17 protein-coding genes are annotated in these 22,854 nt (G+C 69.4%); 3 read left to right on the forward strand and 14 right to left on the reverse strand.

From position 1 onward, the window contains the following. Positions 1–222: 222 nt before the first annotated feature. The 3 genes from OG617_RS02660 to OG617_RS02670 form a co-directional block, all read right to left on the reverse strand. A protein-coding gene (locus tag OG617_RS02660; protein WP_405098354.1) for an IS3 family transposase occupies positions 223–1,427 on the reverse strand; the annotation gives its coding sequence in 2 pieces (ribosomal slippage) (positions 223–1,139 and positions 1,139–1,427; 1,206 coding nt in all). 44 nt (positions 1,428–1,471) lie between these two features. Continuing rightward, positions 1,472–1,747 carry a hypothetical protein gene (locus OG617_RS02665; RefSeq protein WP_405098356.1) on the reverse strand — a complete coding sequence of 92 codons (276 nt, stop codon included), beginning with the start codon at positions 1,745–1,747 and terminating at the stop codon, positions 1,472–1,474. Next, positions 1,744–2,172 (reverse strand): YbaB/EbfC family nucleoid-associated protein, encoded by a 429-nt coding sequence (locus tag OG617_RS02670; RefSeq protein ID WP_405098358.1) that lies wholly within the window; start codon positions 2,170–2,172, stop codon positions 1,744–1,746. Before OG617_RS02670 ends, OG617_RS02665 begins: the two co-directional genes overlap by 4 nt. A 505-nt stretch (positions 2,173–2,677) precedes the next feature. Here OG617_RS02670 and OG617_RS02675 point away from each other — a divergent pair. Further along, complete coding sequence (locus OG617_RS02675) at positions 2,678–3,481, forward strand: transposase family protein (protein ID WP_405098360.1); 804 nt, start codon at positions 2,678–2,680, stop codon at positions 3,479–3,481. A 46-nt stretch (positions 3,482–3,527) separates the two neighbouring features. Here OG617_RS02675 and OG617_RS02680 read toward each other — a convergent pair whose 3' ends face one another. The 10 genes from OG617_RS02680 to OG617_RS02725 form a co-directional block, all read right to left on the reverse strand. Then, positions 3,528–4,328, reverse strand: a complete 801-nt coding sequence (locus OG617_RS02680; protein WP_405098362.1) for a prolipoprotein diacylglyceryl transferase family protein — start codon at positions 4,326–4,328, stop codon at positions 3,528–3,530. A gap of 86 nt (positions 4,329–4,414) precedes the next feature. Next, on the reverse strand, positions 4,415–6,367 hold the full coding sequence (locus OG617_RS02685; protein ID WP_405098364.1) for a hypothetical protein: 1,953 nt from the start codon (positions 6,365–6,367) through the stop codon (positions 4,415–4,417). A 55-nt stretch (positions 6,368–6,422) separates the two neighbouring features. Beyond that, the gene (eccB, locus tag OG617_RS02690; RefSeq protein ID WP_405104080.1) at positions 6,423–7,847 is read right to left on the reverse strand and encodes a type VII secretion protein EccB; all 1,425 of its coding nucleotides are present in this window, start codon (positions 7,845–7,847) and stop codon (positions 6,423–6,425) included. Between the two features lie 5 nt (positions 7,848–7,852). Continuing rightward, positions 7,853–9,232, reverse strand: a complete 1,380-nt coding sequence (gene eccD, locus OG617_RS02695; protein ID WP_405098366.1) for a type VII secretion integral membrane protein EccD — start codon at positions 9,230–9,232, stop codon at positions 7,853–7,855. Continuing rightward, positions 9,232–13,248, reverse strand: coding sequence for a type VII secretion protein EccCa (eccCa, locus tag OG617_RS02700; protein ID WP_405098369.1), 4,017 nt, complete (start codon positions 13,246–13,248; stop codon positions 9,232–9,234). Before eccCa ends, eccD begins: the two co-directional genes overlap by 1 nt. Next, complete coding sequence (gene mycP / locus OG617_RS02705) at positions 13,241–14,506, reverse strand: type VII secretion-associated serine protease mycosin (protein ID WP_405098371.1); 1,266 nt, start codon at positions 14,504–14,506, stop codon at positions 13,241–13,243. The genes eccCa and mycP overlap by 8 nt, the downstream gene beginning before the upstream one ends. Before the next feature lie 91 nt (positions 14,507–14,597). Next, positions 14,598–16,109, reverse strand: a complete 1,512-nt coding sequence (locus OG617_RS02710; RefSeq protein WP_405098373.1) for a hypothetical protein — start codon at positions 16,107–16,109, stop codon at positions 14,598–14,600. A gap of 53 nt (positions 16,110–16,162) precedes the next feature. After that, positions 16,163–16,747: a hypothetical protein gene (locus OG617_RS02715; RefSeq protein ID WP_405098375.1), complete on the reverse strand. Its 585-nt coding sequence runs from the start codon at positions 16,745–16,747 to the stop codon at positions 16,163–16,165. A gap of 43 nt (positions 16,748–16,790) precedes the next feature. Beyond that, a complete protein-coding gene (locus OG617_RS02720; RefSeq protein WP_405098377.1) occupies positions 16,791–17,084 on the reverse strand; it encodes a WXG100 family type VII secretion target in 294 nt (97 codons plus the stop codon). A 51-nt stretch (positions 17,085–17,135) separates the two neighbouring features. After that, entirely contained in the window at positions 17,136–17,456 is a 321-nt protein-coding gene (locus OG617_RS02725; protein ID WP_405098379.1) for a WXG100 family type VII secretion target, read from the reverse strand. A gap of 404 nt (positions 17,457–17,860) precedes the next feature. On the opposite strand from OG617_RS02725, the gene OG617_RS02730 reads away from it, so the two are divergent. After that, positions 17,861–18,865, forward strand: coding sequence for an SMP-30/gluconolactonase/LRE family protein (locus OG617_RS02730; RefSeq protein ID WP_405098381.1), 1,005 nt, complete (start codon positions 17,861–17,863; stop codon positions 18,863–18,865). Positions 18,866–18,925: 60 nt separating this feature from the next. Here the strand turns inward: OG617_RS02730 and OG617_RS02735 are convergent, their stop codons facing one another. Continuing rightward, on the reverse strand, positions 18,926–19,969 hold the full coding sequence (locus OG617_RS02735) for an alpha/beta hydrolase (RefSeq protein WP_405098383.1): 1,044 nt from the start codon (positions 19,967–19,969) through the stop codon (positions 18,926–18,928). A gap of 378 nt (positions 19,970–20,347) precedes the next feature. Between OG617_RS02735 and OG617_RS02740 the strand changes: the two genes are divergently transcribed. Beyond that, the gene (locus OG617_RS02740; protein ID WP_405098385.1) at positions 20,348–22,831 is read left to right on the forward strand and encodes a right-handed parallel beta-helix repeat-containing protein; all 2,484 of its coding nucleotides are present in this window, start codon (positions 20,348–20,350) and stop codon (positions 22,829–22,831) included. The last annotated feature ends 23 nt before the right edge of the window (positions 22,832–22,854 follow it).

Raw genomic sequence — 22,854 nt, forward strand, 5'->3', positions numbered from 1 at the left:
AGAACACTCTGGTGGGATGCGGCCCGCTCCGGCCGCGGGAATCGACGCCCTCGCGGTAGGCGCGGGATGTCCACGGTGGGCATCCCACGCCTACCGCGAGGGACGGTGGCTCACACCTGACGGTTCACCCGGTCGGCCGCCGCTTTGGCCAGCCCTTCGGCCTCGGCATACTTGCGGGCCAGCCGGCCCACGGGGCTTGACCCCTGATCCTGGACACGGGGTTTATGCGGCCGGGGCCAGCGTAGCTGGCGTTGGTCGGGTGTTCTTCTCGTAGGTGATCGGTGGCTGCTGTCCGAGTCGGGAGTGGCGGCGGACGGTGTTGTAGCGGTGCATCCAGCGGAACGTGGTCAGCCGTGCTTCGCGTTCGTTGGTGAAGGCGCGGCGGCCCTGGAGGGTTTCGCGTTTGAAGGTGGCGTTGAACGACTCCGCGGCGGCGTTGTCGGCGGAGCTACCGACCGCGCTCATCGACTGCCGCACCCCGGCTGTGGTGCAGGCGGCGGCGAAGGCCCGGGAGGTGTATTGAGCTCCGTGGTCGGTGTGCATGATCGCCCCGTGCAGGGTGCCTCGCGTTTGCTGTGCGGCGTGGAGGGCGTCGATGACCAGTTCGGTGCGCATGTGATCGGCGATCGCCCAGCCCGCGAGACGCCGGGAGTGCAGGTCCAGGACGGTGGCCAGGTAGAGGAACCCGCGGTCACCGACCGGCAGGTAGGTGATGTCGCCGACGTAGCGCTGATTCGGCTCCGGGGCGGTGAAGTCCCGGCCGATCAGATCCGGGGCCCTCGCCGCGGCCGCGGCCGGGTCCGGCACCGTCGTACGAGTTCGCCTGCGTAGTCGTAGCCCTTGCACGCCGAAGCGGCGCATCACCCGCGCGACCCGCTTACGGTTGACCGCCAGGCCGGCATCCCGGAGTTCGGCAGTGACCCGGGGTGCCCCGTAGGTGCCGTCGTGAGCGGCGTGGACCGCCCGGATCCGACCCACGAGAGCCGCATCCGCGGCATCCCGGGCGGCCCGCGTTTCGGCGGCCGAGCGCCAGTAGTAGAAGCTCGAGCGGGACACCCCGATGATCTGACACAACCGCTTCACGCCGAAGCGCTGCTGATGGTCGGCGACGAACTGGAAGCGGCTCACCAGCGCGTCTCCCCGGCGAAATACCGGGCCGCCTTCCGCAGAATGTCCCGCTCCTCCTCCAACTCGCGGACCCGCCGCCGCAACGCGGCGTTCTCGTCCTCCACCGACCCGGCCGCCGACGACCCCGCCGGCCCGGCCACCGCATCCCGACGCTGATCATCGGCGCGGACCCAACTACGCAACGTCTCCCGATTGACCCCGAGATCATCAGCGATCTGCGCGATCGTCGCCCCAGGCCGAGACCGATACAACGCGACCGCGTCGGCCTTGAACCCGGCCGGGTAGTGCTTCATCACCATCTGTCAGGGACTCCTGATCTCCCCAGACCATCACGATCCAAGGCTCAAGTGTCCAGGACCAAGGGGCAACTCCCCACCTGTTCGCCGGTTGTGGTCAGGCCCTTCGCCACCGCGCGGAGTTCCTTAACAACATCGTCCTTCGGCGCGACGTAGTTCGTGGCGAACGCCTTCCCGATTTCGTCGTTACCCCAGCAGCTACCCGCCGCGGCCATGGCCGCGTCCAACGCCCGTAGGGCGTAATCGACCTTGCTGCCGAGGTCCTGCACCCCTGCGGCGCGCAGGGCGAGTTGGTCGGTGTCAACCCGAAGCTGGTCACTCATCGGTCTGCCCGCTTCGCATCCGGACCGGGTCCGAGCAGGGCCGCGAGCATCGGATCGTCGAAGATGTCGGCAGGCAGGACCCGATCGATGGGAACCTTGCCGCCCTGCATGTCGGCCATGGAGACGCCCTCGGGCATCATCACGCTCATCAGCTCCGACATCTGCGACAGCGCCTTGACCTTGGCATCACCCACGGTCTTCGTCACCATCGCGGCCAGCTCGGCCGGCGCCATCTTGCGGTATGCCTCCGTCGGGAAGGCCATCCCGGTGATGTTGCCGTTCGCGTCGACCGTGACGGTCAACGCGCGCTTGGGCGCCGTCACCGTCACAGAAATCTCCTCTACCTTTCGCTGCGCTTCCAGGGCCTGGCTGCGCTGCTGCTGGTACAGCTCAAGCAACTGCTCGATCTCGTCGCCGAATGACATCTCCCGCTCCGTTCCGAAGGGCCACAGGCCCGCCCAAACCTCACTAGAACACGACCGCGCTCGACTCCGGAACCCAAGACATCAGGTAGCGCGGGAGGTCACCAGCAGGCCGACACCGAAAGAGATGCCGAAAGACAAACCCGCGACCGAAGCGGACCACCCCGTGGCCCGATACAGTCGGCGGGCCTGTTTCGGGGACGACCCCCAGCAGCCACAGAACACAGCCGTGGCTGATCGCCCAGCCCAACCATCCGGCCAGACACCCGACCTGCAACCCCATCAGTAGATGACTGGCCGGAGGGGAGAGCACATCACGGAATCTGGGCCAGTGAGCTGTTCTCGGTAACCAGGTGTGACGGTGTGTGACTGGCGGTTGGAGGCGGTGGATGACACGCCGACGGTGTCGCGCTGCGCCAGGAAAGGGGTGAAGCCCTTGTAGGAAGTGGTCATCTCACTGATCAACTCCACAGAGGCCTCACGTGTCTGCCAGTGTCACATATAGCTGATGCTCCCTGCACGGCAGGAGACCGTCCTGTTCGTGTCGGCCTTGATCCACGCCCGGCGCCAGCGTCTGGGAACCCGCCGTGGCCGTCGGGCGTTGACGTGTTTCCAACAGGCGGTCCTGGTCATGCGGTGGTTTCTCGACGGCACCCGAGTGCGGCAGTTGGCGGTCGACAACGCGATCTCGGTCCCGAACGTCTATCGCTGCCTCGACGAGGGCATCGACGTGTTGGCCGGCCTCAAGCCGTCCCTGCACGCGGCCCTGCTGGCGGCGAAGATCGCCGGACATCCGCACGTCAACATCGACGGCACGCTCATCTACACCGACCGGTGCGCCGCGCCCGGGCCGACCCCTGGCGTGGATCTCTGGTGGTCAGGCAAACATCACCACCACGGCGGCAACGTCCAGGTCGTGTCGTCACCGGACGGGTGGCCGCTGTGGACCTCCGACGTCCGCCCAGGACGTGAACACGACACGACCTGCGCACGCGCCCATTCGCAGATCTTGCCCGATTTGATGGCTTGGACCGGCGACGGCCTGCACGCCCTGGCCGACCTGGGCTACGAAGGCGAAGCCACCATCTTCACCGTCCCGATCAAGAAAACGAAGGGCGTCAAACTAACCGATGCCCAGAAGCAGCTCAACTGGCTACAGGCCCACGCCCGAGCCCGCGCCGAACAAGCCAACGCCCTGCTCAAGATGACCTTTAAAGCCCTGCGCCGCGTCAGCCTCGACCCCAGCCAGATCGGCAAAATCGTCGCCGCCACACTCGTGCTCCTGCACGTCGAGCAGAGCCGAACCACATAATCACCCAACGTCACGAGCCGTTACCGAGAATGGCTCAGTGTCCAGGTCAGGTCAGGGCCACCACGGTGGTAGCGACCGCCATGATCGACGCCGACAGCCATTGGGTGGCCGACAGGGAACCGATGGTCCGTCGGCGGCTCGGGCCACGCAGCGGGTCTGAGACCATCCGGAACGCCGAGTAGAGGCCGAGGTAGACCAGAAGCCACGACACGTCCTGCGTGAGCACGCCGGTGAGGACGGCGGCAGCGATGGAACCGGACACCAGCAGCTGGAAGCCAGCATCGATTAGGTTCAGTGGCAGCACTCGTTCCGCAGGCCACGGATCCGGGGTGAAGGAGCGCCACCATCGGTGGCGGGACACCAGATCCTCCGGCCGGTAGCGGACGCCCAGGGCATGCGGCCGGCCGTAGTGACAACCGCCCAGAAAGCAGCCGATTCGGGTGATAGCGAACGTCAGGGGCAGCACGATCGCCAGTACGGTCGAGACCGTGCCGACCGGAATGCCGCACCAGGCCGCGGACAGCACCAGAAGCGGGACGAGGATCAGGCTGTCGAATAGCGTGGACCGCGATCCCCGGGCGCCCAGTGCGCGTTTGATCGCCAGTAGGGCCGGATAGACCGGGAAGTAGAAGACCAACAACAGCAGCGCCGCGAACACGACGCCTTCCTGGGGGCGGCTCAGACGTGCGGTCAGGGTTGCCGTGGCGACCGCGCCGCAGATGGCCGCGGCGTCCATGGCCACGAAGTAGGGATGGCTCCGTTTCCGCGTGATCCGGTGCGAGAACGCGATCACCCGTTCAAGAGCGCGCAGTGCGCGGTTTCCGCCGCTGTCGGGATGAGGCTCCATGATCACTCTTTCTTGTCTCGGCCGCATTCCTCGGCTGTCGCCCCCGTACCCAACGTCGGCCATCACGCCGGGCCTGGCCCGGCTGGTCACCCGCCGACCTGTTCGACCAGATGCACGACTCGGCCGTCGGCGGTCGGCTCGATGTCCCGAAGCACGAACTCGGTTCCCGCGCTGACCAGGACCCGCATGACGCCCTCGCGGTGAGCAGGGTCGAGGGTGCCCGGGCGCCGTGCCGTCCGACAATGCATGACTACCCGTGCCGGGCTTTCCGGGACGTCCTCGGCCAGGAGGAAGCCGACCAGCGGACTCGCCGTGGCGACCCGCAGGTTGGCCGGCGCGTCGTCGGGAAGGGCGTCGGCTTCCGGGAATCCCGTGCAGAAGACAGTGCCGCGATGGGTCGGTAACCGGTCCAGACCAGACATCAGGCACGCGCCGTACGCGCGCAGAGCGCCCAGGTCACCGGCGCGGAACAGTTCGTCGATCCGAGTATCGGTGGCCGACAGGTAGACGCAGACCGCGACGAGGTCCGTCACGGCCGCCTCGTGGTCCTCCTCGCCCGCGGGCAGTAGGCCCGGGTTGTCCGCGATCATCCGGCGCACCAGGGAGGCGAACCTCTCCTCCTGCGCACCAAGGGTGGCGCGTAGCCACCGACGCTCGTCTACGCTACTGCGGTGACCTGCCCGCGGCGGCGCCTGGCCCTGCCCCTCGGGCCGGCCGTCCTGCCCGGTCAAAGCCGCCGCAGCGGTCAACGGCGTCCCGGCCAGCTCACCGCCACCTGCCTGCTCGACATCGACGTCCGGCGTGCCCGTCGTGCGCGTGGTCGTGTCATGCGCACTTGCCTCGGCTCCGGAGCTTCCTTCCGCCCAGTACACTTGCTGGGTCGCGCTGCGACCGGTGCCGGGATCGGAGAGGTAGGCGGTTTGCAGGAATGGTCGAATGGAGGCGTGCACGACTAGCGCGAGGTCGGCCGCCGCAGCGGCCAACGGCGAGGTTACCCCCGTTTGACCGCTGCCGACATATAGCATGCAGCGCTCCGGGTTGAACGCACGTTCCCGTGGGCTACCCACAGCCGGGGCGGTGTCGGCATCTCGCACCCACAGCCCACTCTGGACGACCTCCACCACGATCTTGTCGTTCCAGGCGAACATGCCGCCACCGACGTGGCGCAGACCAGGTGCGGGTGGGTGGCACCTCGTCACCGCATGCGCAGCCGCCGGCCGGTACAGGATCTCTTCGGCCGGCGGAGCCCAGGTGTACTCCCCGTCCACGTTCACGCAGTACGGCACGCCGCTCGCCTCCGATACAGGGATGCCCTGCTGCGCGCGGAGCGGCGCGCCCATGCCGTCGGCAACCCGCTGGCCGAGGAGCGCACCGTCGAGCCCGGACACCTCCCCGACCTGGATGAGGCGGATCGCGTTGTTGTCACCATGCAGCCGCTGAGCGACCCCGATGACATCGTCCGCGGATACCGGAAGACCACCTGCGACACCGACCACCAGGCAGACCGCGTCACTGCGCACCGGCATGCCGGTCACCGCGGCCTCCCATGCGGGCGGAACCAGGCTCTCGGCGGGGCGCAGCCAGAAGCCGGCCGCGATCGGCTCGGCCACGCTGCCCGGTCCCACCCTCAGCGGTGTCCCCGGCACCTGGTTGTCCCATGGCGGAGCGGGGTGACGATGGGCCTCGACCCGCGGGGACCGATCTGGTAACAGCCCGATCCAAGCCGCCAACTGGGTGCCGCAGCGGGCGGTACGCAGTTGGCCGACCGGGGCTACAACCTCCACCCGGAGCCGATCGGCCAACCACTGGCCCAGCCCGGTCGGCTCGCTGGCCGCGTAGGGGACCAACAGTCGGATCGGTCCACGGTCCGCGAGCAGGGCACACAAGCGGACGCCACGCTCAGGGGTCAGTTCGGCGGCGTGGTCCACCACGACATTCACCCGCCCGGGATCGATCCGCAGCCCCACGGCGAACTCGCGGACTGTGTCACCGCACTCCGGGGAGTCGTGCACCACCAACACCCCGCCGATCTGGGTCACCGACAGGGAATACGGGTGCTGCGGCGTACCCCGCTGCGACCGCAAAATCGACATTTCAGTTCTCCCAGAGTCGTTCGATGGTCACTTGCCGCGGATCCAGCACGGGGCCTGTCGGTAGCAGTTCCAACCAGGGCCTGGGTACCTCCAGCGGACGCACGCCACCGAAGCCGAGGGCCGCGCTGACCTCCTCCCCCGGCAGGGGATACCTGACGCCCATCCGGTCCACCAGGTAGAGACCGCCATCCCACACCCCGGGTCCCGCCTGACTGGCAACCAGTGCGCCGGATTCGAGGGGAACGAAGACCGTATCCGCCACAGCCTTGTCGGCGCGCCCTGCGGCGGCGACGGCACGGGCACCGGAGAGGTCCGTGCGGTCGACGGTCACCGGCCGGTAGCTGACGCCCTCGTCGGCGAAGGACGCCTCGATGCAGAGCGATCGCCTGCCGAAGTCGATGTCATTTGATGCTGTGGGCGGATCGGGTGGATACTCCGGTGTGGCCATGGAGCCGATGACGTGATCCGCCACGGCCGCCGCAGGCAGGCGGACCGGCCCGACGTTACCTCCCGGCGTACCCGCCGCTGTGGGATCGCCGAGCCGTAACGCGGCGTCGGTTCGTCCGATTGGCGCGACCCCGCCCTGAGTTACCAGGTAGTAAGCCGGTGGTGCGGACAGGGTAACGACCTCGACCACCTGCCCCACCAAGGTCGGTGTTCCGCCGAGCACGGGACCAGGCTCACCGGCCCCCGGCACCGAACGGAACGCAAGATCCGGTCCGGCTGGCACGGTGTTGAGCCAGGCCGGAGTGACCGTCACCGGTGTCCGGGCGTCCAGGCCGAGGGCCAGCAGCACCTTGCGGTCGGCGATGCGCAGCCGCTGGTCGCGCCAGATGAGGTGATGGTCGCCCGTCGGCGTGACGACAACGACTCCGCCGTCGGGTACCGGGACCGTGCCGGAGGGCCGCTCCAGACGCAACTGGACACCGGGGACCGCCACGTCGTCCCGGACGACGTCCACGGCGCAGACCAGCCATGGCCCGGCCGAGAGCTTCCCTGCCGAGGGAACGACCTCCGGGGCTCCGGGGACTCCCACCGGTGCGCCCTGTGGCGTGCCGCGGAGGTCCTTCTCCGAGACGATGATGACCGCCCGGTTCCCGCCCGCGCCTGCCAGCAGCGCGGAGGCCACGTTGAGTACCGGCCGCAGGGTGCCGTCCACGACGAGGTACCTGCTACCGGTTTCCCGGACCACGACCAGCGTTCCCGGCTCCCGCCAGGTGTCACCGGCACGAGGGGAGAACAGCCCGAGGAAGGCGACGACCACCATGATGACGACGCCGACGAGACAGCCAGCCACCGTGCCGACGTTGGAGCGGCGCATCGGTGTGGTGATGGCGTCCGGGTTGGCGTTGACGAGTGCGGAGACCAGCCGCCCGACCTGGTAGACGTGCGCGTGCAGTTGGTCACGCTTGGTGTGCAGGGACATCCCGGTCACCCGAACAGCGTGCGTGCGAAGGAGTACGCGCCCAGCACCCAGAGCAGGATCGGCACGATGGCGACGGCCAGCAGGGTCTCGGCGATGTCGGCTGCCCTGCCCCAGTAGGGCAACAGTTGCTTGTCCACCAGCAGCCGTGACCCGACGGTGAGCAGGATGGCGAGCACGAGCACGCCCACCACGACTGCTGCCCGACCCACGGGCCCTGCCGACCACACCACCCAGATGAGCAGGGCTGCGCACGCGGTGACTCCGGCCAACGCGGCGCTGAACCGTTGCTGCACGCTGCCCTCGATCCGGGACCGGACCAGGGAGGCGGCGGCGAGCACACCCAGCAGCAGGCGGACGCGCCAGTCATCGGCGAAGGCCAGAATGCCGGAGGCACCGGCGGTGACCACGGCCGTGGCGATGAAGACCGCCGAGAATATCTTGTCCGCCCGGCGGGCCCGGGCGAACAGCTCCTCGCTGCCGATGCCGCTACTCTCCGCGCGTAGGGCGTCGGCGTCGGTGGGCATGGTGGGCAGGCGCAGCCCCACCACGCGGGCGGAGTTGATCGGCGCGAACACGCTGAAGACGAACATCACACTCGCCACGAGCGCGGCGGCCCGGGCAGGAGTCAGACCCAGGACGACGGCAGCGCCGCCGGCCGCCACCGCGACGAACACCACCAGCGCACAGCCGAAGTGCACGACTCGCACCGCCACGCCCGTCATGACCAGGACGCAGATCACGGCTGCCAGCACGCCGGCCCACAGTACGCCGACCCCACTGGGAAACCCGCCCATCCCGAGCAGCCGGGGAAACATCAGCCCGCAGGGCACCGCGACGACTACGGCGCCGGCGCCGAGCATCGCCGCGGCCTGCGCGTCACCCGCCGCCCGGGACGCGACGGTCGCGGCGACGGTCAGCAGGACCACGCCGGCAGCTGCCGCGGCGAACTCCACGACAGTCGGTCCGGACACGAGCGAGCCCGCTGCGGCGATCAGCAGCGCGGCGGCGACGGCGACCAGGAAGAGCGTCCTGGTCATGGTCGCCTGCCAACGGTTGGGCAGCTTGGACACAGCCTCGGCCACTCCGTCGACGACATCGTCGTACTCGGCCGGCGCCGCCGCCTGGGGCCTGGGCCGTAGGTACAGCACCTCGCCGTCGAGCACAGACTGCGCCGCCAGGGTGTTGTCCAGGTCCAACGGCTTGTCCCCGACCCGCTGCAGGACCCAGTCCGGCTCACGCCTCAGGTCCAGCTCGGCGTGCCGGGCGATCGACGGGAACAGCTCGGCGACGGGCAGGGCCACGGGCAGCGCGACATCGACCCGCCGGGTGGGCCCGACCACCGTGATACGGCAGAGTTGCTCTGCGGATTGCGCCAGGCTTGTCATCAATACTCCCGACTGGGTTCCGGGTGGACATCGCCACCGGTGTCTTCGGATTCGGAATCCACCACTGCGGTCTGTACCAGGGAGATGGACCGGCGGGTGACGAGCTGGGCGCGCCCGACGGGCAACTGTCGGGGCTGCGCCTCCCCGAGGAACTTGCCCTCCTCCCTCGGGTAGGAGAACAGGAGGCCGTGGCTGCCCAGCTCCCACATCCGGCGCAGGGCCGGGTCCAGCATCGCCCGCATCGCCCCGGAGGAGCTGCGGGCGAGCACCAGGTGCAGCCCGATGTCCGCGCCGTGGGCGAGCAGCGGCACCAGTGGTTCCAGCACACCCCCCATGCCTGAGGAGGCCAGGTCGTAGTCATCCACGAGAACGAAGAGCCTGCGCCCGATCCACCAGTCGCGTCGGGCGAGTTGCACGGCGGTAACCTCGGGGCCGGGGAGTCTCTTCTCCAGCGATACCGCCGCCCGTTTGACGAGATCGGCGAGTGCCTCCCCGGTCACCGCGTACCCGAGCCGGTACTCCTCCGGCACCGAATCACCCAGTTTCCTGCCGAAGTCGCCGAGGATGACGCCCGCCTCGTCCGCCGTGTACCGGTCGGTGACCGCCTTGGCCATCAGCCGTAGCAGGTTCGTCTTGCCGGTCTCCGCGTCGCCGAACACCAGCAGGTGTGGCACCGCCGAGAAGTCGTGCACCACCTCGGCCAGCCGGTCCTCGTCCCAGCCGATCGGTACCCGCAGGTCCCCTACCGGCGCGCCGAGTCGCGCGGCGGACAACCGGGTGGGCAGCAGCCTGACCCCAGGTGCCCGTGGTCCCGTCCAATCGCTGTTGATCTCCCTGGCCGCAGCCGTTACCGCGTCACCGAGGTCGTCGCCGGTGACCCGCAGGTCCAGTCGCGGCAGCGCGGCGGCGAACTGTAGCCCGCCGGAGGTGAGGCCGCGACCGGGAACGGCAGGCACGGTGGCCGCCAGTCGGCTGCCCACCTCGGATTCGAGCGGGTCGCCGAGGCGCAGCTCGAACCGAGATCCCAGCAGGTCCCGCAGCGACGGGCGGATCTCCGACCACCGGGACGCGGTGATCATCAAATGCAGCCCGTACCCCAGCCCGATCGTGGCCAGCTCGGTGATCCTGGCTTCGAACTCGTCGTAGTCCTGCCGCAGCGTGAACCATCCGTCCACCACCAGGAAGACCTCGCCGTACGGGTCGTCGACGACCCTTCCCGCGCAGAGCTTGCGGTAGGCGGCCATGGAGTCGATACCGTGCTCGGCGAAGGCCTGCTCGCGTCGCTGCAGCAGTTCGGAGATCTCCGCTATCGTCCGCTTGACCCGATCCCGGTCTCGCCGCGACGCCACCGACCCCACGTGCGGCAGGCCGGCGATCGTCGACAGCGCCCCGCCTCCGAAGTCCAAACAGTAGAACTGCACCTCGCGCGGGGTGTGCGTGACCGACAGCGACATGATCAGGGTGCGCAGCATGGTCGATTTGCCGCTCTTCAGGGTGCCGACGATGGCTGCGTGCCCCGCGGCGCCAGAGAGGTCGGCCACCAGGAGGTCCCTGCGCTGCTCGAAGGGCCGGTCGACCAGTCCGACGGGAACCCGGAGACGTCCGCTGCCCGGCCAGGACGCGGCGGTCAGCCCACGGTCCCGACGCGGCACGATGCCCGGCAACAGCATGTCCAGACTCGGCGACGCGCCCAGCGGCGGCATCCACACCTGGCGGGCCTTCGGTCCATGGTCGGCCAGCCGCCGGGTGAGCACCTCCAGCAACGTCTGGGTGCCCGAATGCGGTTCCGGCTGCTCCTCGGACACCGGTTGCGGCACCGCAGCGGCGGGCCGTGCCACGAAGCCCGAGGTGAACGGCACCACCTCGTGGTGGGCGTACGGTGGCACATCGTCGACCGTCACCGTCTCGGGCTCGTACGGTCCCGAGACGTATCCGGCCTTGAACCGGACCAGCGTCGTCGTGTCGATCTTAAGGTAGCCGTGTCCGGGGGCCGACGGCAGCTCGTAGGCGTCGGCGACGCCGATGACGCTGCGGCTCTCCATCGCCGAGAAGGTGCGCAACGCGATCCGGTACGACAGGTGGCTCTCCAGCTGGTGGATGCGCCCATCGTCGAGCCGTTGGGAAGCCAGCAGCAGGTGCACCCCCAGGCTCCGACCAAGCCGGCCGATCATCACGAACAGGTCGATGAACTCGGGTTTGGTCGCTAGCAGCTCGCTGAACTCGTCGACCACCACGAACAGGCTCGGCAGGGCGACGAGTTGCGCGCCCTCGGCGCGGGCCTTCTCGTACTCCTTGAGGGAGCTGTACCCGGTGCGGCGCAGCAACTCCTGCCGGCGTACCAGCTCGCCGTGCAGGGAGTCCTGCATCCGGTCGACCAGTGGTAGCTCGTCGGCGAGGTTGGTGATGACCGCCGAGGTGTGACTGAGCGCGTCGAGTCCAAGGAAGGTCGCCCCGCCCTTGAAGTCCACCAGGACGAAGTTCAGATGCTCCGACGAATGGGTAGCGGCCAGGGTGATGACCAGGGTGCGCAGCAGTTCGCTCTTGCCGGAACCCGTCGCACCGATCAGCACTCCGTGCGGACCCATCCCGCCCTGGGCGGACTCCTTGATGTCCAGTTCGACGATGTGCCCATCGCGACTGATCCCGACCGGCACGCGTAGGTGATCGCGGCGAGCGGGACCGCGCCACAGGGCGGTGACGTCGAAGGCGCGGGCATCACCGATGCCGAGCAGCCTGGTCACGTCGAACGACGACTCCAGCGATTCGCCGCCATCACCGGTCTTGCTGGTCCGCAGCGGGCTCAGCGACCGGGCCAGGCTTTCGGCCCACGCCCGGCTGTACTGGTCGGGTCTGCCCAGGCCGCTGCGCACACCGTCGACCACGGACTCCAGCGCGTCCGGTCGGACGTCGAGGGTGAGCGCGGCGGCAACCGCGACGTCCGGGTTACCCACATCGTCGGCGAAGGCAGTCTCGCGCAACCGGATGTCGAGCAGCACGACGTTGCGCAGACCGCCCAGCAGGAGCCGGTAGTCCACCGGATAGTCGGCCTCGTCGGCGATGACGATCAACATCGGCTCGTCGGGGGTCACGGTGCTGTTCAGGTCGAAGCCCGACCGGTCGAGGAAGGTCGGCCCCAGCAGATCAAGCAGCTCCTGCGGATGTCGGGCGTAGAGCCGGCTCTGGCCCGCGGCGTCGGCCACGGTGGGATGCCGTGCGTGTGGAAGCCACTTCATCCACTCCCACTCCGGCGCGTGCTGGTCGTCGGCGATCACGGCCAACCGGAGATTGTCCGGGGCGTGGAAGAGCACCAACTGGGCGAGCATCGCCCGGACGAGGCCACGCACCAGCTCCGGGTCCCTGCCCCGCACCGCGACCACGGGGAACGCGCCCAGCCGGAGCCCGACCGGCAGCCGATCGACGGTGGAATGGGTGGTGATGAAGCGGCGCAGCGCCAGTGCCGAAAGCGGTTCCAGGTCGGCCAGGGGCTTAGTCGTCGGCGGGGTCAGGCGCAGCGCGGCTGCCAGACGTCCGGTGGCTATCCGCACCTCGCCGAAGTCGTCGTGCGTTGTTCTGCGTTCCCAGAGCCGGTCGCCGGCGACCATGCCCCACAGCGCGGTGGGATCCGGATTCGTCCATAGCAGCGCCTCGCGTTGCGACTGAGCTGCCCGGCGCACCTTCTTGCGTACCTGCGCCAGATAGCGCAGGTAGTCACGGCGTTCGCTGTTCGTGTGGCGCTTGCGTTCGATGCCGGGCCGAACGAGCTGCCCGGCCAGCATGCCAATGCTGGAAACGCCCATCATGCCCGCGGCGATGTACATCGTCGGGCCAGCCGCGGGCGACGCGAACATCATCATCATGGCGCCGGAGCCGAGCGCCATCGGCGCCATGGTGATCAGCGACGCCATGTCCGCAGCCTGGGCCTCGGGCAACTCCGGAGGCTCCTGCAACTCGATTTCTCCAGCGGGCCACGCCGGTCCTTCCGCGCGGGGCCCCCTGGTACGCACGACGCTACTCATCTGTCCGCCTTCGAGATGATGTACGGGGTGAGGCGTGCCCGGCGGCCCTCCATCGTCGCGCCTGGCCGGCGGGCGTCACCACGCGAACTGCGATGGCGACGCCGAGGGCCGTCAGACCGACCGCCACGGCCAGCAGGGCCAGCAGGGTGCTGCCGTCGTCGTCCGGGGCGGCCGTGATCGGCCCGAGGTCCGCACCTCGGATCGCGGTGACGGGCCCGGTTCCGTCGCCGGGCAGGACTTCCGTGGCCACCGCGGCGTAGGGGTTGACCACACCCCAGCCGAGCCCGTCGTCGGGCAGGATCCGGCTGGGATGGTCGGCGGTACGGGTGATCCGCTCGCGTACCTGGGCCGCGGTCAGGTGCGGAAATCGTGCCCGGACCAGCGCGGCGACACCGCTGACGAAGGGCGCGGCATAGCTGGTACCGCTGCCCACGTAGTGCCCCGCTCCGCGCGGTCCGGTACTGACGACGTCGATGCCCGGCGCGGCGAGCGAGATGTGGTGCCCCGAAGCGGAGAACGTGCTGGCCTTCTCACTGGGATCCAGTGCGGCCACCGCCAGCACAGTCGGATAGGCGGCCGGATAGGCGACCGGGTTACCGTTGGCGCCCTCGTTGGAGGCCGCAGCCACCACCACGACGTCCCGCTCCTCGGCGTAACGGACCGCGTCGACGAGCGCCGCGGTGCTGTAGAAAGACGAGAGGGACACGTTGATCACTCGCACCCCGGCGTCGGCTGCGTAGCGGATGGCCCGGGCAAGGCCCTCCGCCGAGCCTTCGCCCCGGTCGTTGCTCTGTCGCACCGGAAGAATCACCGCTTCGGGTGCGACACCGACCAGACCGGAACCGGTCCTGGGGGCGGCGGCGATGATGCCGGCCACGAACGTCCCGTGGCCCAGGCAGTCGCTGTTCCCCGTTCCCTTTGGGCTCCACACGTCGGCACCCGGCAGCACCCGCCCGGCCAGTTGGGGGACCGACGCGTCGACACCGGTGTCCACGACCGCCACGGTCACCCCAGCGCCGGTGGTCAGCGGCCAGACCCGCTCGGGGGTGAGTCGTCGCTGCGCCCACGGCTTCTCGGCGGCCACTGTGGCCGACGGCGGCAGGCAACTGCCCGCGTCAAGCCCACCCGGCTGGTCGATCGGCGGGACGGCCCGCGCCGCCGACGCGGCAGGCGCGGCGGGCAGCAGCACCGCGACGACCGCTGCCGGGACCAACAGCCGGCGGATTGCCGCACCGATCCGGAATGCCCGCAGACTCATCCGAGTTTTCCCTTCTGTTCAACGAGGCCAGGGCCGGTGTCCCCCGACGGCCGGCGGCTGCGGGGGACTCCGGAATCCGGGACGGATCACGTCACTCCTCGGTACGCCCGCCGACGACGCCCGGAGCGGTGCGCCTGTCCGACGACCAGACGTCGTCGTCCTCGACCAGCCAGGTCGAGCGCTGTCGCTCCTGTCCGCCCGGCGCGCCGCCCGCGCCGGGCATACCGCCGCCCATGCCGCCCATCGGCATCGGATAGCCACCCTGCCCCCGCCCGGGCCCCACCGATCCGGGGCCGGGCATACCGGGTGCGGCGCCGACGCCCTGACGGGACGGGAACTGCCCCGCGCCACCAGCGCCCTGCGTGCCGGTGGCGGCGCCGAGCCCACCGAACTTCCCGACACCGGTGCCTCCGCCACCACCGCCGGTGCCCGAGAACCCGCCGATCTTCCCGCCGCCACCGGCGCCGGTGCCCGAGAACCCGCCGATCTTCCCGCCGCCACCGGCGCCGGTGAGGCCGGCGCCGGGCACGAACGGCGTGACTCCGACGGGGTTGAGGCCGCCGACACCTGACGGGTTGACGCCCGTGCCCGGCCATGGGGTTACGCCCGGGCCCGTGGGCAGCGACGGCTGACCCATGGGCGCCCCGCCGACGGTCAGCCCACCCGCCGGCAGGCCCTGAAGGCGGGTGTTCGCATCGGTGTTCGACGGCAGGCCGAGGTCGGCGGCCGAACCCACCGCCGGCATCCCGGACTTTCCGTCCCAGGGGGTGATCCCCGCCGACGATCCGGCACTGGGAGTCGTGTCGGGCACGGTCCAGGAGTCGAACGCGGATCCCTCCGGCCGGAAGGCCGTCACCCCGGGGGGCAGGCCCGAGCCGGAGCCCCCACCCCCCATTCCGGAGAGCCCAGGCCCACCGGTGGGCAGTCCGTCGACACCGACCGGCAGGCCGGCCCCACCTCCCGGGCCACCACCCATCGGGTTGAAGTTCGTGACCGGTGCGGGCTTGAGCACGCTGTGCCGTAACTCGTAGCCCGCGGCGAGTTCCTTGATGACCCGCTTCATGTCCCGGGTCATCATGTCCACGACCTCGGGCTTCTCCGAGACGTGCACGAGCCCGTCGTGCACGGACGCCCCCGCGCTGCGGGCAGCGCCGGCATAGTGGTTGTCGATCGCCTTGACCTTCGCGATGGCGGTATCGAGCTTGACCGCCGCGTCGAGCAGCCCCTCGGGCACCGGCCTGGTCCGCGACGGGTTGTCCCGGATCTGGTCGACGTGCGTCTGGAGCTTCTTGTCCATCATCTCCATCGCGCCCCGGAAGGAGTCGGCGAGCGCGCCCCGCCAGAGGCCGCCGTCCCCAGCGAGGATCTTGGTGTTCTGTCGGATCGTGCCCTGGACCGCGGTCAGCAGGAGAGCCACCTCGTGGAACGCCTGCGCCGCCTCCACCAGGGTGTGCGGCTTGCTGACGTCGTTGACGGCTTCCCGCCGCGCCTCGGTCATGGCCGCACCACCGGTGATGGCGGCCATGATCTGACGCCACGACCAGGAGTCGAATTCGCGATCCGACCCGACTGTGGCGTTGTACCTGTCATCCTGCTTGACCATCGTCTGTCCCCTGGCTCCTGGCTTCCCCGGATCGGACGTGCGACCGGCCGGCGCTAGTTCTTGGTGGTGGGGGTTTGGCCCGGCATCGCCGCGCCGACGGGGAGCTCCGACTTGATGTCCGCGATGAGGGAACTGATGTCGGCGCCCGCCTCGGCGTTGAGTGTCTCGACCGAGTCGTACTTGTCGGTGATGTCGCGGAGGCCGTGGGCCAACGTGACCAGTGCGGCCTTGAGATTCACCAGGTTTTCGACGTACGCGCTGGCGAGGCCGCCGGTTGCCGCCGTACCCACCTTCGTGACGATCTGGTCAGCGTCGTAGAAGTTCCCCGGCAGCACCTTGACCTGCCTGAGCTTGGCTAGGCCGCGGTCGCAGTACGGAATCAACCCCTCGACGATGCCGGCGAACTGCCGGATCGCTCCGCCGTCGACCACGATGTCGCCGTTCTGGGCGTCCGCGCGCAAAGTGGTGATCTCTGGCACCACCGCCTTGTCCGGGGTGACCAGAATCCGGTTGGGCGACATGCCATATTCGCCGCTCCAGTCCTTCGGCTGGTAGTTGGCCTCGGCGGCCGCCCTGTTGGTGTTCTCCTGGACATTACGGGCAGTCTTCGCCGCCGCTCTGGGATCGCTGTCACTCATGGGCCGCACGTCCTCCTTCGGCGTATCTAGTCGGCGGTCCGCGTCAGCGGACGCCGCCGAAGGTGCTGACGCCGGCGCGATCCACGGCGTTGTAGTTCTGCATGATCTCCCCGAGCGCCAGGTGCGCCTGGGCGAGGATCTGCGGCATCCGCGCGGCGGAGGCGTCCCACCGCATCTTGCACTCGCGGTAGGCGACCTTCGCCTCGCTGTTCCACTCACCGAGGTTCTTCTCGGTGTCCTGCTCCAGGCCCCGCAGCGTGCTCTCGATCTGCTTGCTGATGGATTCCATGTTGGCCAGCACGCTCTGGACGCGGCTGAAGCTGACGGTGTAGTTCATGGCACGTCTCCCTCGGGGTAGCTCAAAACGTCTTGGTCGTTTGGGGGTGGATCAGAGGCCTTCGAGGCCACGAACCGCGCCGGCGGCGGCGTCGATGGCGGCGCGCTCGTTGGTGGCGAACGCCTGCCCACTGGAGCGCAGCGCCTCCAGGATGGTGGAGAGCTGGACGGTGATGTCCTGGTACTCACCGCACCACCGGTGCAGCGACTGGTTGAACCGCCCGGCAGCCTCGCCGGTCCATGCCACGCCGAGCGTGGCGACCTCGGTCTGCACGGCGTTGAGCGAGGTACGAGCGCTGCCTAGCGCCGCCTCGAAGGCACCCTCGGCGCGCTGCATCCCGGTGACGGTTACCGACATCTCCTGGTTGGACATTGACTCCTCCTTCGGGTGGAAACGCTGCCGCTCATGCGTTCGAATCATCGATGAGCCGCAGCTCTGTAGCTGCACTACACCAGTTGTGAGCTGCGGCTGGAACCCAGAACTATCCGAGGTCGTGGCGCCCGCTACCGAGAGGCCACCGAAAGCACGACCGATACCTTGTCCGCCACGGGTCGGTGACCGCCGACCGAGAGAGCCACCGAGATCTCGGCTCACGTCCGCGCCGAGGCTGGGCGCGCCGATCTGGGTGTTGTGGGGCAGGAGGTTGACGACACGCGTCCCACAGCGGCGCCGGTGGCCAGCCGACTCCAACGAGGTGTCGCGAACGTCCAGCCCTCCTGCATCTGGGCTCTGCTGACCTCAGAACAAATGAGATCATGACCTGAAGGGACACCGACATGACGGCACAGACGATCAATGCCCAGGTGTGGACGCCGCCGAGGATGTCCGCTCGCGCCAGGGCAACAACGAGCACACTGCCGATGCCGGCGTACACCCTCCTGCCGGTACCGGGCACCGGTCCGGAGGATGTCGCGTTCGACGCGGCGGGAGTGCTGTACAGCGGGCTCGGCGACGGCCGGATCGTCCGTAGCCGCCCGGGAACCGACACGTTCGAGGTTGTGGCGAACACCGGGGGCAGGCCCCTGGGAGTCGAGACGGTACCGGACGGGACGCTCGTCGTCTCTGACGCGTACCGTGGCCTGCTACGGGTTGACCCGGCAACCGGCCGGATCGACTCGTTGCTCGACGAGCGGCAGGGTTACCGGGCGGGCCTGTGCAACAACGCCGCCGTCGCTAACGACGGGACCATCTACTTCAGCGACTCCTCCCAGGTCTACGATCTGGCGAACCACGTGTGGGACCTGGTCGACCACACGGGGACCGGGCGGCTGGTACGCCGCGATCCCACCGGGGCGGTGGAGGTGATGCTCGATGGTCTCCATTTCGCCAACGGGGTCGCCCTGGCGCCCGACGAATCGTTCGTCCTCGTCGCCGAGATGGGCGCGTACCGGATCCGGCGTGTGTGGCTGACCGGGCCGCGCGCAGGCCAGGACGAGGTCTTCGTCGACAACCTGCCCGGGTTCCCGGACAACCTCAGCACCGGGTCCGACGGGCGGTTCTGGCTGGCCCTGCCCACCCCGCGGATGCCGGTGCTGGACTGGGCGCACCGCAAGCCGGGTTTCGTCCGCCGGGCGCTGTGGCGGCTGCCCGCGGCCCTGGTTCCCCCGACACCACGCACCATGTGGGTGCTCGGGCTCGACACCGATGGCGCGACGGTGGTCGACCTACAGGCGTCGGGTGACGCGTTCCACATGGTGACCGGTGTCGGCGAGCACGCGGGCCTGCTCTACCTGGGCAGCATCGTCGAGCCGGCGATCGCGGTCGTCCCGCTGCCCGGCTGATGCGGCCAGCGGCGCCGGTCGGAATTCTCCGGCCAGCGCCGCCGAGGTGATCAGCCGAGATCAGACGTTCGCCGCGATCCACGCGGCGACGGCCGCCTGGTAGTCGCCGGTGTTCCGGGCCAAGGTGAGATCGTGGCCCGCCACCGGCGTCACGTCGGCCGAGAGCGAGGCCGCGTTCGGGAAGTGTGGCGCCTCCGCAGCCAACAGCGCGGCCGAGGAGCCACACACCGAGGTCACCATGCCACAGAAGAGCTTGTCCTCGGCTCCCATCGACACCAGCACCGGTGCGGTGATGGCGGGCGACTTCGACAGGACCATCCGGATCACACCTTCGGTGAGTTCACCAGTGGCGAGGACCGATTTCGTCGCCTCGTCCTCGGCGACCACGGCCGGCACGGGGTCGCTGGCCGAGTGGAAGAGTCCGCCGCGTACCCCGGGCTGGGTCGTCAGGTACAACGGGTCGAGACCGCTCGGGGCGAACGCCGGGTCCAGCGGGGCCGAGGTGAAGCTGAGCAGGAACTCGCCGACCAGCAAGAAGTTGACCGAGTGGGTCATCCCGGTCACCACCAGACCGTCGAGACCACCGTAGGTCGCGGCGGCCTCCATCGAGATCAGCGAGCCGAGTGAGTGTCCCATCAGGACGACCCTGTCGAAGGCGACACCGCCGATGGCACCGGCGCGCAGCTTCTGGATCGAGGCATTCACCGCCTTGGCCTGCTTGTTGACGGTCACCAGGGCGGCCAGCGGCTTCGAACTCGCACCGGTCCCGATCCGGTCGACGGTGTAGGTCGCGAAGCCCGCCGACAGCAGGGACCGCACCTGCGAATAGGTCCCCGGCTGATAGGTGAAGTCCCAGTAGACCCCGGTGTAGGTCGCGCCGGGCACCAACACCACGACCGTGTCGGCGCCGCCCGCGGGCGTGCAGAGCCGGCCCGCCATCGTCGCCATTGACAGCAGACCGATCGGGACGGTTGCGGATCCATTCACGCAGGTCGACGCTGCTCCGCCGCCGCCCGCGGACGCGGCGGAGGCGGTGCCGACCACGCCCATCACCACGGCGGTCGCCCCGATCAGCACCGCGCGCATGGTGCGCACAATTCCCATCATCACTCCACTCGTTCCTGTGAATGTGGCTGGAACTGGTCCGAGGCTAGGCCGGAAAGGGCCACTTTCGACCGGTACGACGACCGAGAACATTGGGCCGGCGGCCAACGCGCGGATCCACGGCCCACCGGCCATTCGAGAAGCTCCGAGAGAGAACCTCTGCCGGATCGCTCCGGTCAACCGAGAAGTCGACCGAACACTCTCGCGACCGCTCCTCCAAGCGGTCTCGCGCCCGCGTAGAGTCCGGACGGCTCCCGCGTCGGTGAGCCCGGCGGGGCCGCCGGGCGCGAAACGGAGAACGACGGGCCGCGCGGGCGCTCCGACGGCTCGCCACAATCACCGTCGCACTCGACTCGCAGGCGAACAGGGGACAAGGCGATGACCCGGCAGACTCTCATCGTGTCGCCGTCCGGCACGAGCCGCTACCGATCGATCGCGGACGCGATGGCCGCTGCGGTGCCGGGGGGAACGATCAGTGTTCGACCCGGCCGCTACGAGACTCCCCTCTGGCTCGACCGCCCGGTGAGTGTGTCGGCTGAGGAGGGGCCGGGGACGGTCGAGGTGGTCGTCACCCAAGGGCCGGCGGTTTCGGCAAACGCCCGCGGGGTCCGGCTGATCGGCCTCGTGGTGGTCAGCCAAGACCCCGACATTCCCGCCGTCGATGTTCACGCCGGTCAGTTGACGATGGAAGACTGCACGGTCACAGCGGCCGGGTGGAGTGCCGTCCTGGCGCGAGGAAACGGTGAACTGCACATGCGCTCCTGCCGGGTGGCCAACCCCGGTGGGGCCGGGGTGGTCTGGAAGGAGAGCGCCGTCGGCCTGGTCGAGGAGTGCACGGTGGCCGATACCGGCGCCTCGGGTTTCGTCGTGGCCGACCGCGCAGACGTGACGCTGTTGCGCTGCACCGGACGGCGAACGAAGGCCAACGGGGTCTTCGCCACCGGGTCCGGACGGGTCCGCATCGACGGGTGCAATGTCTCCGACGCGGGCAAACCCGCGATCGCCATGGAGGAGATGAGCAGCGGGCACCTGACCGGAACCGCACTGACCAAGTCGGCCCACAGCGGCGTACTGATCTCCAGCATGGGCTCGATCTCCGTGGATTCCTGCTCCGTGGCCGACATCGCGGGGGCGGGCCTGCACCTGCTCGGCGGCAGCGACCCGGTGGTACGCGACCTGACCATCACCAGAACCCAGGGGCCAGGCCTGCTGGTCGAGGACCGTGCCCGGGGTGTGTTCACCCGCTGCTCGGTGGCCCGCGCCGGCCGCGACGGCGTCCTGGTCACCGGGGCCGCCGCCGCGCAGTTCGCCACGCTGACCGTCGAGGGGTGCCGCGGCGCTGGCGTCACCGTGACTCAGGACTCCACCGCGGAGTTCGAAGGGTTGGTCGTACGCGACGGTGGCGGCGACGGCCTGGTGGCGAACGGGCGGGCCAACGTCGTCGTCCGGGACATGTCCGTTGCTGACGTGGCCGGCAGTGGTGTCTCGCTGGATCAGGGCGCCCACGGCCGGTTCGAGCGGGTCGAGATCGTCCGCGCCACCGGGCCGGGCATCGTGACCGGTCCGGACACCGAGCCCCACCTGGATCAGGTCACCGTAACCGCCACCGGAGGCCCTGCCCTGCTGGTGAACGGGGGCTCGACGGTGGTCCGCGACGCGACGATCAGCGAGTCCCGCGCGGACGGTGTCGTTGTCGGCGCGGGCGCCGTGCTGTCACTGACCCGCACGCGAATCACCAGCAGCAGCCGATCGGGAATCGTGGTCCAGGCCGAGGGGAAGGCTGATGCGACCCACTGCCGGGTCGAGGGCAACCAGGGCGACGGCGTGGCCCTGCACACCGAGGCCCCGGTCTCCCTGCGCAACTGTGACCTCAGCGGCAACGCCGGCAACGGGCTGGCCCGCCATGTCGTCTCCGACAGTCTGATCCTGCACAACGTCACCGGTGCCGAGCCGACGGCCGCGCCGCAGCACGCCCAGGCCCAGGCCTCCGTCGCCACCGCCGGTAAGTCCGACGGCGCCGACGGCGGTCCTGGCCACGAACCGGTGGCGGAGGCGACCGGCCCGCTGGGGCAGTTGATGAACCTGGTGGGACTGGCCCGGGTCAAGCGCGAGGTGACCACGCTGGTCAACCTCAACCGGATCGCCCGGCACCGCGCGGAGCTGGGCCTGCCCGCTCCCCCGATGAGCCGGCACCTGGTCTTCGCGGGCCCGCCCGGAACCGGCAAGACCACCGTCGCCCGGCTCTACGGAGCGATCCTCGCCGAACTCGGTGCCCTCCGACAGGGGCACCTCGTCGAGGTCGCGCGGGCTGACCTGGTCGCCGACATCATCGGCGGCACCGCGATCAAGACCACCAAGGCAGTCGAGAAGGCGCGGGGCGGGGTCCTGTTCGTCGACGAGGCGTACACCCTCTCTGCCCAGTCCGGGGGTTCCGGGCCCGACTTCGGCAAGGAAGCCATCGATACCCTGGTGAAATTGATGGAAGACCACCGCGACGACATCGTCGTGATCGTCGCGGGCTACTCCGCCGACATGTCCCGATTCCTAGACACCAACCCCGGTCTGGCGTCACGGTTCAACCGGACCGTCGAGTTCGAGAACTACTCCCCCGCCGAGCTGGTAACCATCGTCGACTCGATGTGCGCGAATCACCGGTACACCCTGGCCGAAGGAGCACGCTACGCGTTGGCCGGCCTGTTCAGCCAGATGCCGAAGGACGCGTCGTTCGGCAACGGACGCGCCGCGCGCAAGGTGTTCGAGGAAATGGTCGACCTACAGGCGATGCGCCTGGCGCAGAGCGAGACCTTCGACGTGTCCTCGCTGACCCAACTTAACGAGGCCGACGTACCACGCCACGCGTGAGCACCCAGGGCGGATCCGGTCAA

The sequence above is a fragment of the Micromonospora sp. NBC_01412 genome, from assembly GCF_045040215.1.
GTDB lineage: Bacteria > Actinomycetota > Actinomycetes > Mycobacteriales > Micromonosporaceae > Micromonospora > Micromonospora rubida.